A 15,341-nucleotide genomic window follows, 5' to 3' on the forward strand; every position below is an offset into this window, starting at 1 on the left:
CTGCGTCCGCTTCGCCCTCGCCCACTCATCCATCGAAAGATGGGCACCGCCATGCGCGGCCAGCGTCCGGCGCTGGCCAGCCTGCTGGCATGGGTGGCGATGCTGGCGTTGCTGCTGGGCACCCTGCCACTGCTGCCACAGGCCCAGGCCGGAATGGCCATGCAGATGCCGCTGGAAGAGCGCGGTGGCGAAAGCCCCCTGCAGGAAGAGGCGCCGGCCAAGCTGCGCCGCTGTGCCGCCACCCCGGTGAAAGCGGCCGAGCAGGCACACCCACCGTTGCTGCTGGCCAGCCACTGGCTGCGCACTGAACTCGAACTCGTACCCGCCACGCCGGCCATGCCCGGCGTGCGCCCGGACTGGCCGCTGGCCGCTCCGGACACGCCCTGGGCCGATGCGCCCGGGCGCCGCCAGCAACGCGGCCAGGCGCCGCCGCTCGCCTGATCCACGGCCTGGCGTGACCGCCTGCGCGGTCGCGCCTGCACGCCGCTGTCTGCTTCATCCCTGCCGCCCCTGACCGGGCCTTCCGTGCCTGCCGCGCCCTTCGCGCACGGCATCGCGCCACCCTGCATCCTTCGAGGTAACTGCCATGGCCCAGCGCCATCGTGTCCGTTCGTCTCTGTCCCGTACCCTGCTGACCAGCGCCGTGCTGGCGGCTTTCGCCAGCCCCGCCTTCGCCCACGGTGACGCCGCCGGCGCCCCGCAGACGCTGGACAAGGTGGTGGTCACCGCCTCCGGCTTCGAACAGAAGGTGATCGATGCCCCGGCCAGCATCAGCGTGGTCAGCCGCGAGGAACTCAGCAAGCGCCCCTATACCAGCCTGGTCGACGCGCTGCGCGACGTCGAAGGCATCGACGTGGGCCTGGAAGCGACCGACAAGAACGGCCGCGCCACCGTGTCGATGCGCGGCCTGCCGTCCGAGTACACCCTGGTGCTGATCGACGGCCGCCGCCAGAGCAATGTCGGCCAGATCTATCCGAACAACTTCGGTGGCGGCCAGTTCGCCTACCTGCCGCCGCTGGAGGCGATCGAACGCATCGAAGTCGTGCGCGGGCCGATGTCCACGCTGTACGGCTCGGACGCGATGGGCGGCGTCATCAACATCATCACCCGCCGCAACCAGGACAGCTGGCACGGCTCGGTGACCCAAGGCTTCACCGTGCAGCAGGACGACCAGTTCGGCGATGCGCGCACCACCGACCTCTACCTCAGCGGCCCACTGCTGAAGGACCGCCTCAGCCTGGCACTACGCGGCAGCTACTACGATGCCAAGGCATCGAACCCGGAATGGGATGCACTGACCCTTCCCGACGGTACGCCGTGGGAGCGCAGCATCGGCTTCGGCGGTGGCGGCAAGTCGGTCGCCAACACCAACTGGAACACCGGTGTGCGCCTGGACTTCCGCATCAACGACGATCACGAACTGTGGCTGGACTACGACGTGTCTCGGCAGAAGTACGACAACCGCGAAGGCCAGACCGGCACGCTGGACAGCCTGGCCAGCCTGTGGCGCGTCGGCAATGCGGTCATCCCCAACCCGAACGGCAGCGGCACCGTCACCCGCCGTGTGGTGCAGCCGCGCGTGGGCTATACCGCCTACCAACGCTACGAGCGCGATCAGCTGTCGCTGACCCACCAGGGCCGCTACAGCTTCGGCACCTGGCAGACTTCGCTGACCCACAGCAAGAGCAGCAACCTGGGTCGTTCGCTGCCGCTGACCCTGGACGAGCGCGCCAACCTGCAGACGCTGTGGAATGACGTCTGCCGTCGTACCGGTGCTGCCAACAACTGCGCGGCCGGCCGTGGCAATGCGCTGACTGCGCTCAATCCCAGCGAGATGGCGCGCCTGCAGGCGTTCCTGCCGCGCCCGCTGCGCACCATGGAACTGGAAGACTACGTGCTCGACACGATGCTCGACCTGGACTTCGGCGCGCACAAGCTGACGGTGGGTGGCCAGTACAACAACACTGACATGGTCGACGGTGTGTTCGGCATGGACGGCGCCGGCTACCGCAGCAACGTCAAGCAGAAACACCGCATGTGGGCGCTGTTCGCCGAGGACAACTGGGCGCTGACCGACACCCTCACCGCCACCTTCGGCCTGCGCTACGACGACCACAACGTGTTCGGCAGCCACGTCAGTCCGCGTGGCTACCTGGTGTGGAACGCCAGCGATGCGTGGACCTTCAAGGGCGGCGTCAGCACCGGCTACAAGACCCCGCGACCGGACCAGCTGTTCCCGGGCATCACCGGCTTCGGTGGCCAGGGCGTGCTGCCATTGGTCGGTTCGCCGAACCTCAAGCCTGAAACCAGCACCAACTACGAGCTGGCCGCCTACTACGAGGGCCAGCGCTGGGGCTTCAACGTCACCGGCTTCTTCAACACGTTCGAAGACAAGATCGCCAGCGGCGGCACCTTCCCCAACTGCGAAGTGGCGCGCGTCGGCAGCGGCTACTGCGTGGACATCGGCCCGGGTTGGGCGGCACTGGGCTACAGCACCTTCACTCAGAGCGTGAACATCGACAAGGCCGAGACCCGCGGTGCCGAACTGGCCGCGCATGTCGACCTGCTCGATACCCTGCAGCTGCGCGGCAACTACACCTGGACCAGGAGCGAGCAGACCAGTGGCGCACAGAAGGGGCTGCCGATCAGCGGCACCATGCCGGCAAAACACATGGCCAACGCCAGCCTCAACTGGCAGGTCAACGAAGCGGTCAGCCTGTCGCTGATCGGCGAGGGCCGCTACGACCGCTACCGCGACACGCTGCTGGACGCCAACGGCGCCAGCCACACCCGCTACTACGAGGACTACACGATCTTCCATTTCGGTGGCAGCTGGAAGGCCACGCCCTGGCTGACGGTGAACGCACGGGTCAACAACCTGTTCGACAAGGATTTCGTCTCGCAGTCGTGCCTGTTGATCAGCCAGAGCGAGTTCAACTGCGTGGACGACTATGCGACCAAGGATCAGCGCCGCAGCTACTGGATTTCGCTGAACGCGAAGTTCTGATCGCCGCGTCCTGCTCCTGCTTCACGCATGGCGTGGATCTACCGATCGGTAGTGCCGGCCGCTGGCCGGCAACCCGAAACAACTCCGGGATACAGAACGACACGCAATTGCGAGCTATTCTCATCAATGATGTAATGGGCAGTCCCCGTCCGCCTCGAACCGTGCCGTGAGCCGTCCCGCCCTTTCCACCGTGCAGCAGCAACAGAACCGTGGCTTCTGGCTGCGGACGCTGCACCAGTGGCACTGGATCAGCTCGGCGGTGTGCCTGATCGGCATGCTGCTGTTCGCGGTGACCGGCCTGACTCTTAACCATGCCGCGAAGATCGAGGCCAAGCCCGAGGTGCAGAACCAGCATCTGGAACTGCCGGCCGCGCTGCTGGGCCAGCTGGGCACGCGCGAGGATGGCAACGCGCCGATTCCGCGCCCGGCCCGGCACTGGCTGGACACGCAGCTGGGCATCGCCATCGGTGGACGCCCGGCCGAGTGGTCGGCCGAGGAGATCTACCTGTCGCTGCCGCGCCCCGGTGGCGACGCCTGGCTGAGCATCGACCGCGAAACCGGCGCGGTGGAGTACGAATCGACCTCGCGCGGCGTGGTCTCCTACCTCAACGACCTGCACAAGGGCCGCAACGCAGGCCCGGCGTGGGGATGGTTCCTGGACCTGTTCGCCGTGGCCTGCCTGGTGTTCTGCATCACCGGCCTGTTCCTGCTGCACCTGCATGCGCGGCAACGGCGCATGACCTGGCCGCTGGTCGGCCTCGGCCTGATGATCCCGCTGTTGATCGCCCTGCTGCTGATCCACTGACTTCCACCGTGAATTCCATCCGTTCCTCCGGAGCCGCCCCATGCGCGTCACCCTGACCATCGCCCTCAGCGGCCTGCTGGCCACCTCACCGGCCTATGCCACCACCCTCGACATCAACGTCGAAGTGCCCAAGCTCAACGTGGCCGAATACCACCGCCCGTATGTGGCGGTGTGGCTGGAAGGCGCCGACCAGAAGGTCGCGGCCAACCTGTCGGTCTGGTACCAGCAGACCAGCAACAGCGAAGGCCACGGCACCAAGTGGCTGCCCGACCTGCGCCAGTGGTGGCGCAAGAGCGGCCGCACCCTGCAGGTGCCGGTGGACGGCGTGACCGGCCCGACCCGCCCGGCCGGCAAGCACGCGCTGTCGTTCAACGACAGGCAGCCGGCACTGAAGCAGCTGGCCCCGGGCAACTACACCCTGGTGGTGGAGGCGGTGCGCGAAGTCGGCGGCCGCGAACTGCTGAAGATCCCCTTCACCTGGCCGGCCACCGCCGCGCAGAACGGCAAGGCGCAGGGCGCCACCGAACTGGGTCAGGTCACCCTCGCCGTCAAACCGTAATTGTCTGAGCCGGGGTCGGATCCCTTCCACAGGAAGGGCTCTGACCCCATCGCCACATCCCCGGGATCAGAGCCCTTTCCGTTGGAAAGGGATCCGACCCCTTCCAACTGGAGTCTTCCGCATGAAGCGCACGCTCGTCCTCGCCGCCGCCCTGGCCGCTGCCCTTCCCTTCTCCGCCCTGGCCCACAAGGCCTGGCTGCTGCCCTCGCAGACCGTGATCGCCGGCAACGCACCGTGGATCACCGTCGACGGTGCGGTCTCCAACGACCTGTTCTACTTCAACCACGTGCCGCTGCGACTGGAATCGCTGGTGATCACCGCGCCGGACGGCAGCACCGTGCAGCCGCAGAACGCGACCACCGGCAAGTACCGCAGCGTGTTCGACATCGAACTGAAGCAGCCGGGCACCTACCGCATCGCGTCGGTCAATGACGGCCTGTTCGCCACCTACGAGCAGAACGGCGAGCGCAAGCGCTGGCGCGGCAGCCTGGCGACCCTTGGCGAACTGCCCAAGGACGCGAAGAAGCTGGAACTGAGCCAGTCGGTGGGCCGCGTGGAGACCTTCGTCACCAACGGTGCGCCGAACGACACCGCGCTGAAGCCGACCAACCGGGGGATCGAGCTGGTCGCTGTTGGCCACCCGAACGACCTGTTCGCCGGCGAGGAAGCCACCTTCCGCGTGCTGGTCGATGGCAAGCAGACCGCTGGCCTGGAGTTCGAGATCGTGCGGGGCGCCACCCGCTACCGCAACGCACAGGACGAACTGAAGCTCACCAGCGACGCCAAGGGCGAGATCAAGGTGACCTGGCCGGAAGCCGGCATGTACTGGCTGGAAACCGGCACCGAAGACAACAAGACCTCGGTGAAGCAGGCCGCCAAGCGCCGCCTGAGCTACGTCGCCACGCTGGAAGTGTTGCCGCAGTAATAGATGTGGACCGCGATGCCGGGCAGGCCCCGGCATCGTGCCTGCGGTAGACCACCATGACCGATCCCCAGCTCGACATCGCCCGCCTCGGCGGCACCACCATGGGCACCACGTGGAGCGTGTCGCTGGTCGCGCCGCGCCAGCGCGACCTGCATCCACTGCATGCCGGCATCCAGGCGCGGCTGGATGCGGTGGTGGCGCAGATGAGCACCTGGGAGCCCGGCTCGAACCTGAGTCGCTACAACCGCGCCAACGCGGGCCAATGGTGCGTGCTGCCGGCCGAGACCCGCCACGTTCTGGCCTGCGCACAGGCCATCGCTGCCGCCAGTGGCGGCGCCTTTGATCCCACCATCGGTCCGCTGGTTGCGCTGTGGGGCTTCGGTGCACACGCCGGCGAACGCCGCCAACCCGATGCCACCACCGTACAGGCCACGCGCGAGCGCTGCGGTTGGCAGCGCCTGCAATGGCGCGGCGATGCGCTGCTGCAGCCGGGCGGACTGCAACTGGATCTCTCTGCGATCGCCAAGGGCTTCGGCGTCGATCACGTGGCTGCCTGGCTGCGTGGTCAAGGCATTGCGGCAGCGCTGATCGAAGTCGGCGGCGAGCTGGCCGGCTACGGCCGCAAACCGGATGGCCATCCCTGGCGCGTGCTGGTGGAATCCGCACCCGAAGAAGACGCGCACACCGAAACACCACTGCGGGTGCTGGCGCTGGATGGCAAGGCGGTCGCCACCTCCGGCGATCGCTGGCATCAGTACCAGGCCGATGGCGAGGCCTACAGCCACAGCCTCGACCCGCGCAGCGGCAGGCCGGTTCGCCAGGTTGCAGCGGCGGTGACGGTGGTCGCCGACGACGCGATGCATGCTGATGCCTGGGCCACCGCACTGACCGTACTCGGCCGCGAGCACGGCATGGCGCTGGCCGAACGCGAAGGACTGGCCGCGCGCTACCTGCATCGCGCAGCGGATGGCCCACTCGAATTTCTCAGCAGCGCCTTCCAGCGCCTGCTCGACGAGCAAGGCGCATGAGCACCCGTCCGTCGCGCGCGTGGCTCGGCAACGCTCTGGTGCTGTTCCTGCTGGCAGTGATCGGCTGGGCGCTGCTGAGGCTGCATCTGGGCGAAGCCTGGTGGCAGGGCGCGCCACCGGCGCGGCAGTCGCAGATCGCGGTGCTCGCTACGGCGTTGTATGCGCTGGCCTGCGCCGCACTGTGGTGGCGTGGGCGACCGCGCGACCATGCTGCCTCTGGCGATGCCGCACCGATCCTGCTGGTCTGGTCCAGCCAGACCGGTTTTGCCCGCGACCTGGCCGAACGCAGTGCCGAGGCATTGCGTGGTGCCGGCGTGCCGGTGCGCGTGCGCGGTCTGCATGAGGTCGACGCCGCCTTGCTGGCCGGCAGCCAGCGTGCATTGTTCATCGCCAGCACCACCGGTGAGGGCGATCCGCCTGACCACGCGCTGCCGTTCCTGCGCGATGTCATGGTCTCGCCGCCTTCACTGCAGCACCTGCACTACGGCGTGCTCGCGCTGGGCGACCGCAGCTACGGCCACTTCTGCGGATTCGGCCACCAGCTTGACCAATGGCTGCGGCAGCACGGCGCGCATGCGCTGTTCGATGTGATCGAGGTCGACAACGCCGATCCGGCAGCGCTGCGTCATTGGCAACAGCTGCTGGGACAACTCGGTGGTGGCGCCAGTGAACTGCCCGACTGGAGCCCGGCCGAATATCAGCCGTGGACGCTGCTGCAGCGCGAACATCTGAACCCGGGCAGCCCCGGCGGTCCAGTGTACTGGTTACGCCTGCGGCCACCGGCCGGCGCAGATGTGCAGTGGCAGGCCGGCGACATCGCCGAGATCGGCCCGCAGCATGCGTCGCACACCGTGCGTGCCTGGCTGGACGCACAGCGCTTCGATGCGGACAGGGTGCTGGACGACGGGCAGACGTTGCTGGCACGCGTCGCGCGCTCGCACCTGCCTTCATTGGTTCCCCCGGGTGATCTGCCCGCGCTGCTGGCGACCCTGCAGCCGCTGCCGCATCGCGAGTACTCCATCGCCTCAGTGATGGCCGACGGCGCGGTGGAGCTGCTGCTGCGTCGCCAGCTTCGCGCCGATGGAACACCCGGCATCGGCAGCGGCTGGCTGTGCGACCACGCCGCACTTGGCGAACCGGTGCAGCTGCGCCTGCGCCGCAACGACAATTTCCACGGCGTCGCCGCCGAGGTACCGCTGCTGCTGATCGGCAACGGCACCGGCATCGCCGGCCTGCGCGCACACCTGCACGAACGCGCACGCAGTGGCGCGCGCCGTACCTGGCTGCTGTTCGGTGAGCGCACCGCCGCGCATGACTTCCATTTCGGCGAAGAGCTGCAGGCAATGCTGGCCGACGGCACGCTGGCGCGGCTGGATGCTGTGTTCAGCCGCGATGGCGGTGTGCATCGCTATGTGCAGGACCGCCTGCTGGCCGAAGCAGCAACACTGCGGCAGTGGGTGGATGAAGGCGCGACGATCCTGGTCTGTGGCAGCCTGCAGGGCATGGCCCCGGCGGTGGATGCGGTGATCGAGCAGGTGCTGGGGACTGCGGACAAGGAAGCGCTACTGCTGGCCGGTCGTTACCGGCGCGATGTGTATTGAGGTCGCCGCATCCACGCATGGCGTGGATAGCGCCCACCGGCGCCGAGGAATCATCCCACCGCCGCACTGACCCGGATCGCCAGCAACTCGCCACCGCCCTGCAACGCATGCCTTTGCCGTTCACCGGCCGCCAACCACGCGGTATCGCCAGCGTGCATCGGCGGCAGACCGCTGTCAGCCCCAAATTCGGCATGACCGGCCAACAGGTAAAGCGCCCAGGCAACACCTGGTTCGCAGAAGAAGAACATGCTGCCCACCAGTGGCCGGTGCAGGAGTTCGGCCTGCAGCAGGTCGCGCTTCCACATCAGGTTGAAGTCGTGGGTGGTGCCGTCGACCAGTTCGCCGTGCAGCGTTTCCTCGCCGGCAAAGCGCACGCGCCCGTGCGGCGGCAGGACTTCCGCCACACGGCCATCCTCGAAGCGAAGACGCACGCCATTGCCCTGCAGCAGCACCAGTTCGCGCTCCACGCCGGGGAAGGCGGAGAACGCCGCGTCCTGCTCGATCTCGGCCACCGACAGGCGCAGCGCCCAGTCATCCCCCTGCGCGGGCAGGCGCAGGATCTCGCGGGTCCAGCCCAGGCCGTTGCGCCAGCGTTCGCGGCGGTAGTCCAGGCGTGAGATGACCTGGCTCGGAGTGTGCAGCAGGGAGTCGACGTTCATCGGCGCATTGCATCACGCCGCGCGCCATCGTGCATCACCGCGTGGCCAGCGTGCCCTGGCCGCCGCACCCGCCGGCCAGCAGCTGCGAGTGTTTCAACCAGTCCTGGTCGGGGTAATAGGCGAACACCATCGTGCCGCCACGCAACGCATCGATCAGTGGCTTGGCCACCGACAGGCGCACCGCCGGGCAGCCCAGGCTGCGGCCCAGCCGCCCCTGCAGCTGCGCGGTGGCCGGGTTCACATATGGCGCGCCGTGGATGACGATCGCGCGTTCGCGCGCGCGGTCATTGAAGCCCGGTTCCAGCCCGGCCAGGCGCAGCGAATACCCGTTGCCGCCCATGTAGGTCTCCTGCGCGGTGAACGCGCCGAGGCTGGACATGAAACTGCCATCGCGGTTGGAGAAGTGCTCGGTGCGGTTCTCGCCGCTGTTGCGGCCATGCGCCACCCATTCCTCGAACAGCAGGCGCTGGTGGGCCAGGTCGAACACCCACAGGCGCGGCTCGGTGGACGGTCGCGAGTAATCGATAACGCTCAGTCGATCACCGTTGATGCCAAGCTCCGGCCGCTGCAACGCACAGCGCATGGCGTGCGCCGCCAGCTGCAACACGTGGCGGTCGGCCTTGGGCGCACTGCGCGACAGCAGGGCAGCCAGATCATCGGCACTGGTGGCGAGGGCGGGCGTCTGTGCCAGCGCCGGGGCGCTGGCGGAGGTCGCCAGCAGGCCGAACGCGGCCAGCCGGCACAGGCGGGATGCAGTCATGGGCACAACGAAGGGACTCAGTTACCCTCGAGGGTGGACCCTGGCGGCTCGGATTCCAAGACCGGCTGCATTCCGGATTCAGCCGGGCTTGGGCGGACCGCCGGCAGCGAGGTCACCAGCAGGGTCGTCCCCGGCACCAGTACCTGGTACAGCTGGCGGGCGAACTCGGCCGGCAGCGCCATCGGCAGCGAGGGCGTGGCCAGCAGGTCCGGGGTGGCCCGGGCGCGGTCCTGGCCCAGCAACGGGTAGGCCGTCCACTGGTGCAGGCGCTGGTTCGCGTCCAGCGGGCTGGGCGTATCGCTGAAACCCTGCCCCATCACGAACAGGGTGGTGCCCTGGAAGGCCGGCAGCGCGTCGGCCTTCAGCGGCGACTCGCCGATCATCACGCCATCGCGCAGCACGTACAGGCGCTGGTCGTGCAGGCTGACCAGGATGCCGACCTGCCCGGTCGGCGCCGCGCTGCCGTTCCACCAGGCCTGTGCCGGCGCCCCACCCTCCGTCTCCGGCAGGACCTGGCCGCGTGCATTGACCGGTGCCAGCACCGACGGATAGGCCAGGGTCATCGGCGAGCTCTTGGCATCGGCCACCACGACGGTATCGCCACGCTGGGTTTCGCTGAACAGCTTCTGCGCGAAGGCCTGCGGCAGGCGCACGCAGCCGTGCGAGGCCGGATGCCCGGGCAGGCTGCCGCCATGCAGGGCGATGCCATCCCAGGTCAGCCGCTGCATGTACGGCATCGGCGCGCTGTTGTAGAGGTTGGACCTGTGGTCCTTGTCCTTCTGCAGGATGGTGAACACGCCGGTCGGTGTCTCGTGCCCGGCCTTGCCCGAGCTGATCGTGGTCAGGCCGATGGCAATACCGTTGCGGTAGACGTAGGCACGCTGCTCATCGAGGCTGACCACCAGCACGATCGGGCCGGTCGGCGAGATTTCCGGATGCCACAGGTATTCGCCCGGCTTCAGGTCGGTCGGCCCGCGCACCTCGGCGGTGCCGGCGGTGGCAGCTGCGGGCTTGGCAGCCGGTGTCGTCGCAGCGGCATGGGCCAGCAGCGGCAGGGCCAGTGCCAGGGCGAGCATCAGGGTGGTGGGGCGGTGCGGAAGCATCCAGCGGGGGGCCTTTCCATGCGGTGCAGCCACCGTACACCATAGGCCCGTGGTGGCTGCGGCAAAACCAGGCGCCGGAAATGAAACTGCCCGGCGACACAGCCATGTGTCGTACCGGGCAATCGTTACGTCCTTGTCGGCCTGCTGCCGCCCCCTCGCATCCTGCGCTGTGGGGGTAGCGTTGCATCCTGCACGCGGCCGCGTCTGTCCTGTTTGTATCTCAGCCCCTTCCACAGGTCTGTGATGCCACCATCCTGGTGATTGGTGCCGCGTCCTGCGGCGGTCGGTGGTCACGGCCTTCCTGTCCGCGACCGGTGAACCAGCCTCCTGCCGGTTCCGACGATTCCTGCTGTCAGCGCCTAGGTACGGTCCGCACCGGTACCGATCCGGGTACCGGATCCGCCGGCAACAACCTGTTGCCTACGGTGATCCGCTGTCGATTCCGTTCGACGATCGCTTTCCCTATCCCCTTCACCTGCGCCAGGTCCTCGACGCGATGAAACGGGCCGTGTCTGCGCCGGTGCTCGACGATCGCCTCGGCCTTGGCGGCTCCGACCATCGTCAATCCCTGCTGCAGCGCCTGGGCATCGGCGCGGTTGATGTCGATCGGTTCGGCGGCATGCGCCCCAGCGATCCCCACTACCAGCACCAGTGCCCTCAACACGACACTCCAAGGCACGACGTGTATCTCCCTGTGATTCTGGCCGCCCCGACCGGCAATCCCGTCGGCAGGAACAGTGTCCGTCACCACATGTGCACAGCCTATCGGTTTCCCGGATTTCCGTAAGCCAGCCAAATACCCGACGTGATGTAGGAAAAACCCTACCCGCGGCACAGGCGTAGAATGGCGCGATCACAGCTCATGCAACCGGAGTTTCAGATGGACAGCGCCAAGCTCGGCCAATTCGTCAATGACAAGTGGGACAGCGAAATCGTCCCGCAGTTGGTCGACTACATCCGCATTCCCAACAAGTCGCCGATGTTCGACGCCAATTGGGTGCAGAACGGCTATATGGAACAGGCGGTCACCCTGATGGAGAACTGGGCCAGGGCCCAGCAGCTGCCCGGCCTGAAGGTTGAAGTGGTGCGCCTGGAAGGCCGCACGCCGCTGATCTTCCTGGAAATTCCAGCGACCGGCGCCGAAACCGGCGACGACACCATCCTGCTCTACGGCCATCTGGACAAGCAGCCGGAAATGACTGGCTGGGATGACGATCTCGGCCCGTGGACGCCGGTCCTTCGCGGCGACAAGCTGTATGGCCGCGGCGGTGCGGACGACGGCTACGCCATCTTCGGCTCGCTGGCCGCGGTGCTGGCGCTGCAGGCCCAGGGCCTGCCGCACGCCCGCTGCGTGGTGCTGATCGAGGCCTGCGAAGAGTCCGGCAGCTACGACCTGCCGGCCTACGTCGACCACCTGGCCGAGCGCATCGGCAAGCCCTCGCTGGTGGTCTGCCTGGATTCGGGCTGCGCCAACTACGACCAGCTGTGGTGCACCACCTCGCTGCGCGGCCTGACCGGCGGCAACTTCACCGTGAAGGTGCTCAACGAAGGCGTGCATTCCGGCGATGCCTCCGGCGTTGTGCCGTCCAGCTTCCGCCTGCTGCGTCAACTGCTGTCGCGCATCGAGGACCAGGACACCGGCCGCATCCTGATCGACGGCATGAACGTGGAAATCCCGGCCGAACGCCTGGAACAGGCCAAGCGCGCGGCCGAAGTGGTCGATACCGAGATCTTCGAGAAGTTCCCCATGGTCGACGGCCTGCGTCCGATGAACGAGGACCTGACCGAGCTGGTGCTCAACCGCACCTGGCGCCCGGCCCTGTCGGTCACCGGCGTGGGCGGCATGCCGCCGCTGGAATCGGCCGGCAACGTGCTGCGCCCGCAGACCTCGGTGAAGCTGTCGCTGCGCCTGCCGCCGACTGCCGATGGCAAGACCTGCGGCGAACTTCTGAAGGAAGCACTGCTGCGCGACCCGCCGAACGGCGCGCAGGTCACCTTGGACCTGGAAAAGGCCTCCACCGGCTGGAATGCCCCGGCCATGGCGCCGTGGCTGACCCAGGCCATCGACGATGCCAGCCAGGCCTTCTTCGGCAAGCCGGCGATGTACATGGGCGAAGGCGGCTCGATCCCGTTCATGGGCATGCTCGGTGAGAAGTTCCCGGGTGCGCAGTTCATGATTACCGGCGTGCTCGGGCCACACTCCAATGCGCACGGCCCGAATGAGTTCCTGCACATCCCGATGGGCAAGAAGGTCACCGCCTGCGTGTCCAAGGTGATCAGCGAGCACTACGCCGCCAGCCTGCGTGGCGAGACCAGCGGTTCGCCGGTGGCTGCCGACAGCGGCACCCGCCACGGCGACCACGGCTGCTGCTGATCCGGCACCGATGACGGACGCAGCCTGGCCTTGCTAGGCTGCGTCCACACTCAAGCGGAATCCGCGCGCATGAATGGTCTGTTCGGCAGCAGCAGCTGGTTGTACATCCTGCTGGTCGGCTTCTTCGTCGGCCTGCTCGGGCGTTTCTTCATGCCCGGCAACAACCGCATGGGCTGCCTGCTGACCATCGTGCTGGGCATCCTCGGTGCGCTGCTGGCCGGTTGGTTCGGCCAGTACATGGGCTGGTACGCCCCCGGCGAACCGGCCGGTTTCCTCGGTGCGGTGGTGGGCGCGGTGGCCGTGCTGGCCGTCCTGCGCCTGTTCAGCGGCCGCCGCTGACCCCGTCCCTCCTTCCCCTCCTGTTCCCGACGTTGGCGCGCCCAGCGCCCCCGGATATGCCCGCATGACCGAACCCGCCTCCGATCCCCAGCGCAGCGCGCGGCGCCTGCAGTGGGCCCGTACCCAGCTCGACGATGCCAGCGCGGTGGTCGAGCGCGCTTCGGTCGATGCCGGCATGCGCAGCTACTGGCGCACCACCAGCACCCGTGGCAGCCACATCGTGATGGACGCCCCACCGGGGCTGGAAGATCCGCGGCCGTGGCTGCGCATGCGCGGCCTGCTGCACGACCACGGCCTGCGCGTGCCCGCGCTGTTGGCACAGGACCTGGAGGCCGGCTTCCTGCTGCTGGAAGATCTCGGCGGCCCGACCCTGGCCAGGATCCTCGACGAGCGCAATGCCGATGAATGGTTTGGCCGCTCGATCGAACAGCTGCTGCGCCTGCAGGCGATTGCGGTGCCAGCCGACTTCGGCCAGTTCGGCGAGGCGCTGCTGCAACGCGATGCCGGGCTGTTCGACGAATGGTTCCTGCAGCGGCACCTGAACCTGGAACTGGACTGCGGTGAGCTCGAGGGGCTGCAGCTGGTGCATCGCCGGTTGATGGACAACGCGCTGGGCCAGGCCCAGCTGATGACCCACCGCGATTACATGCCGCGCAACCTGATGCCGGTCGACGACGGCCCCGCGGTGCTGGATTTCCAGGACCTGGTGCGTGGCCCGATCGCCTACGACGCGGTGAGCCTGTTCAAGGACGCGTTCCTGAGCTGGCCGCTGCAGCGCGTTGACGAGTGGCTGGCGCAGTACCACGAACGCGCGCGCGACGCCGGCCTGCCGGTGCCCGACCGCGCCACCTTCCTGCGCGATGCCGACTGGATGGGCATCCAGCGCCACGTGAAGATCCTCGGCCTGTTCTGCCGCCTGCGCTACCGCGACAACAAGGGCCATTACCTGGACGACGCACCACGCTTCATCGGCTATCTGGATGAAGTGCTGCCACGCTATCGCGAGCTGGCCCCCCTGCAGCAGCTGCTGGAAAACCGCATCAAGCCGGCGCTGGCCGACCTGGGCGCACCAATGCGCGTGGCCCGATGAAGGCGCTGGTGTTTGCCGCCGGGCTCGGCGAGCGCATGCGCCCGCTGACCCTGCACACACCCAAGCCGCTGCTGGAAGTGGCCGGCAAGCCGTTGATCGTCTGGCACCTGGAACGCCTGGCGGCGCTCGGCGTGCGCGAGGTAGTGGTCAACACCGCGTGGCTGGCCGAGCAGTTCCCGGCGACGCTGGTTGATGGCAGCCAGTGGGGCCTGCGTCTGCATTTCCTTTACGAAGGGCAGACCCCGCTGGAAACCGGCGGCGGCATCCTCAACGCATTGCCGGTGCTGGGCGATGCCCCGTTCCTGGTGGTGAACGGCGATATCTGGACCGATTTCGATTTCGCCACGCTGCCGCGCGAGCCGCAGGGCCAGGCACACCTGGTGCTGGTCGACAATCCGGCGCAACACCCCGACGGTGACTACCGACTCGATGCGCAGGGCCTGCTGCACCACGACCGCGCAGGGCCGTGCCTGACCTATGCCGGCATCGGCGTGTATCGCCCCTCCATCGTGGCCGACTGGCGCACGGTGATCGGCGATGCGCCGGGTAGCGAGCGTGTTCCGCCGAAGTTCTCGGTGGTGCCGCTGCAGAAGCATTTCATGGCGCAGGGGTTGATGACGGGGCAGCACCATCGCGGGCGTTGGACCGATGTCGGGACCGTGGATCGGCTGCGCGCGCTGGATGCTGAGTTGGCGGCGAACGGCTGAGCCCCTCGTGGCTGGATGTTTTGAGAGCAGAAGCCTTGCTTGGCCGGGCGGGGTGGATTCGCGGGGGACGCCATGAACCCGTCCCTGGGGGCTTGGCCGCGGCATCCATGCCGCGGACACCCCCGCGAACCCACCCCGCCCGGCCTCTGACAGTTTCCGTGCGCGTCCAGCCACGGAAGAAAGAAAGAAGAGCAAAAGCGTGTCGCTTCGCTGCGCTTGCTCCGGTGACGACCAACGGTCGTCACCCACCACAAGCAAGACACGTGTCGACCAAGGTCGACACCCACCAACAGCAGTGCAGTACGCAGTCCCGGCAGATCGCGGGAAGCTGTCGAAGGCGGGGTGGGTCCGGTTGCGGGGGCGTGAGCCGCATGGATGCGGCGA

Annotated in this window: 15 protein-coding genes; 11 read left to right on the plus strand and 4 right to left on the minus strand. The window is 67.8% G+C overall.

Annotation, left to right across the window (positions count from 1 at the left end; translation table 11 throughout):
* The first annotated feature begins 39 nt into the window (after positions 1-39).
* The 7 genes from AC10QF_RS02595 (at position 40) to AC10QF_RS02625 (ending at position 7,925) form a co-directional block, all read left to right on the plus strand.
* Positions 40-441 carry a hypothetical protein gene (locus AC10QF_RS02595; RefSeq protein ID WP_053496847.1) on the plus strand — a complete coding sequence of 134 codons (402 nt, stop codon included), beginning with the start codon at positions 40-42 and terminating at the stop codon, positions 439-441.
* 145 nt (positions 442-586) lie between these two features.
* The gene (locus tag AC10QF_RS02600; protein ID WP_494541693.1) at positions 587-3,007 is read left to right on the plus strand and encodes a TonB-dependent receptor domain-containing protein; all 2,421 of its coding nucleotides are present in this window, start codon (positions 587-589) and stop codon (positions 3,005-3,007) included.
* A 166-nt stretch (positions 3,008-3,173) separates the two neighbouring features.
* On the plus strand, positions 3,174-3,812 hold the full coding sequence (locus AC10QF_RS02605; protein ID WP_069139011.1) for a PepSY-associated TM helix domain-containing protein: 639 nt from the start codon (positions 3,174-3,176) through the stop codon (positions 3,810-3,812).
* Positions 3,813-3,852: 40 nt separating this feature from the next.
* Positions 3,853-4,371, plus strand: a complete 519-nt coding sequence (locus AC10QF_RS02610; protein WP_005408420.1) for a DUF2271 domain-containing protein — start codon at positions 3,853-3,855, stop codon at positions 4,369-4,371.
* A 121-nt stretch (positions 4,372-4,492) separates the two neighbouring features.
* Entirely contained in the window at positions 4,493-5,296 is an 804-nt protein-coding gene (locus tag AC10QF_RS02615; protein WP_494541694.1) for a DUF4198 domain-containing protein, read from the plus strand.
* 56 nt (positions 5,297-5,352) lie between these two features.
* The gene (locus AC10QF_RS02620) at positions 5,353-6,324 is read left to right on the plus strand and encodes an FAD:protein FMN transferase (protein WP_053496839.1); all 972 of its coding nucleotides are present in this window, start codon (positions 5,353-5,355) and stop codon (positions 6,322-6,324) included.
* Complete coding sequence (locus AC10QF_RS02625) at positions 6,321-7,925, plus strand: sulfite reductase subunit alpha (protein WP_494541695.1); 1,605 nt, start codon at positions 6,321-6,323, stop codon at positions 7,923-7,925. Before AC10QF_RS02620 ends, AC10QF_RS02625 begins: the two co-directional genes overlap by 4 nt.
* A gap of 50 nt (positions 7,926-7,975) precedes the next feature.
* Here the strand turns inward: AC10QF_RS02625 and AC10QF_RS02630 are convergent, their stop codons facing one another.
* The 4 genes from AC10QF_RS02630 to AC10QF_RS02645 all read right to left on the minus strand — a co-directional run bounded on the left by AC10QF_RS02630 (position 7,976) and on the right by AC10QF_RS02645 (position 11,126).
* Positions 7,976-8,584 carry a HutD/Ves family protein gene (locus AC10QF_RS02630; RefSeq protein WP_494541696.1) on the minus strand — a complete coding sequence of 203 codons (609 nt, stop codon included), beginning with the start codon at positions 8,582-8,584 and terminating at the stop codon, positions 7,976-7,978.
* A 34-nt stretch (positions 8,585-8,618) separates the two neighbouring features.
* The gene (locus tag AC10QF_RS02635) at positions 8,619-9,344 is read right to left on the minus strand and encodes a murein L,D-transpeptidase catalytic domain family protein (protein WP_069139006.1); all 726 of its coding nucleotides are present in this window, start codon (positions 9,342-9,344) and stop codon (positions 8,619-8,621) included.
* Between the two features lie 17 nt (positions 9,345-9,361).
* Positions 9,362-10,447 (minus strand): L,D-transpeptidase, encoded by a 1,086-nt coding sequence (locus AC10QF_RS02640; protein ID WP_494541697.1) that lies wholly within the window; start codon positions 10,445-10,447, stop codon positions 9,362-9,364.
* A gap of 352 nt (positions 10,448-10,799) precedes the next feature.
* On the minus strand, positions 10,800-11,126 hold the full coding sequence (locus AC10QF_RS02645) for a ComEA family DNA-binding protein (RefSeq protein WP_032953992.1): 327 nt from the start codon (positions 11,124-11,126) through the stop codon (positions 10,800-10,802).
* 201 nt (positions 11,127-11,327) lie between these two features.
* Between AC10QF_RS02645 and AC10QF_RS02650 the strand changes: the two genes are divergently transcribed.
* The 4 genes from AC10QF_RS02650 (at position 11,328) to murU (ending at position 14,957) form a co-directional block, all read left to right on the plus strand.
* Positions 11,328-12,821, plus strand: a complete 1,494-nt coding sequence (locus tag AC10QF_RS02650) for a M20 family metallopeptidase (RefSeq protein WP_069139004.1) — start codon at positions 11,328-11,330, stop codon at positions 12,819-12,821.
* A gap of 69 nt (positions 12,822-12,890) precedes the next feature.
* Positions 12,891-13,160, plus strand: coding sequence for a GlsB/YeaQ/YmgE family stress response membrane protein (locus AC10QF_RS02655; RefSeq protein WP_005415577.1), 270 nt, complete (start codon positions 12,891-12,893; stop codon positions 13,158-13,160).
* Positions 13,161-13,224: 64 nt separating this feature from the next.
* Entirely contained in the window at positions 13,225-14,250 is a 1,026-nt protein-coding gene (locus tag AC10QF_RS02660) for an aminoglycoside phosphotransferase family protein (RefSeq protein ID WP_494541698.1), read from the plus strand.
* Complete coding sequence (murU, locus tag AC10QF_RS02665; protein ID WP_494541699.1) at positions 14,247-14,957, plus strand: N-acetylmuramate alpha-1-phosphate uridylyltransferase MurU; 711 nt, start codon at positions 14,247-14,249, stop codon at positions 14,955-14,957. Before AC10QF_RS02660 ends, murU begins: the two co-directional genes overlap by 4 nt.
* Positions 14,958-15,341: the final 384 nt, after the last annotated feature.

The sequence above is a fragment of the Stenotrophomonas maltophilia complex sp. Om-AH-Sm3 genome (genome assembly GCF_059337855.1).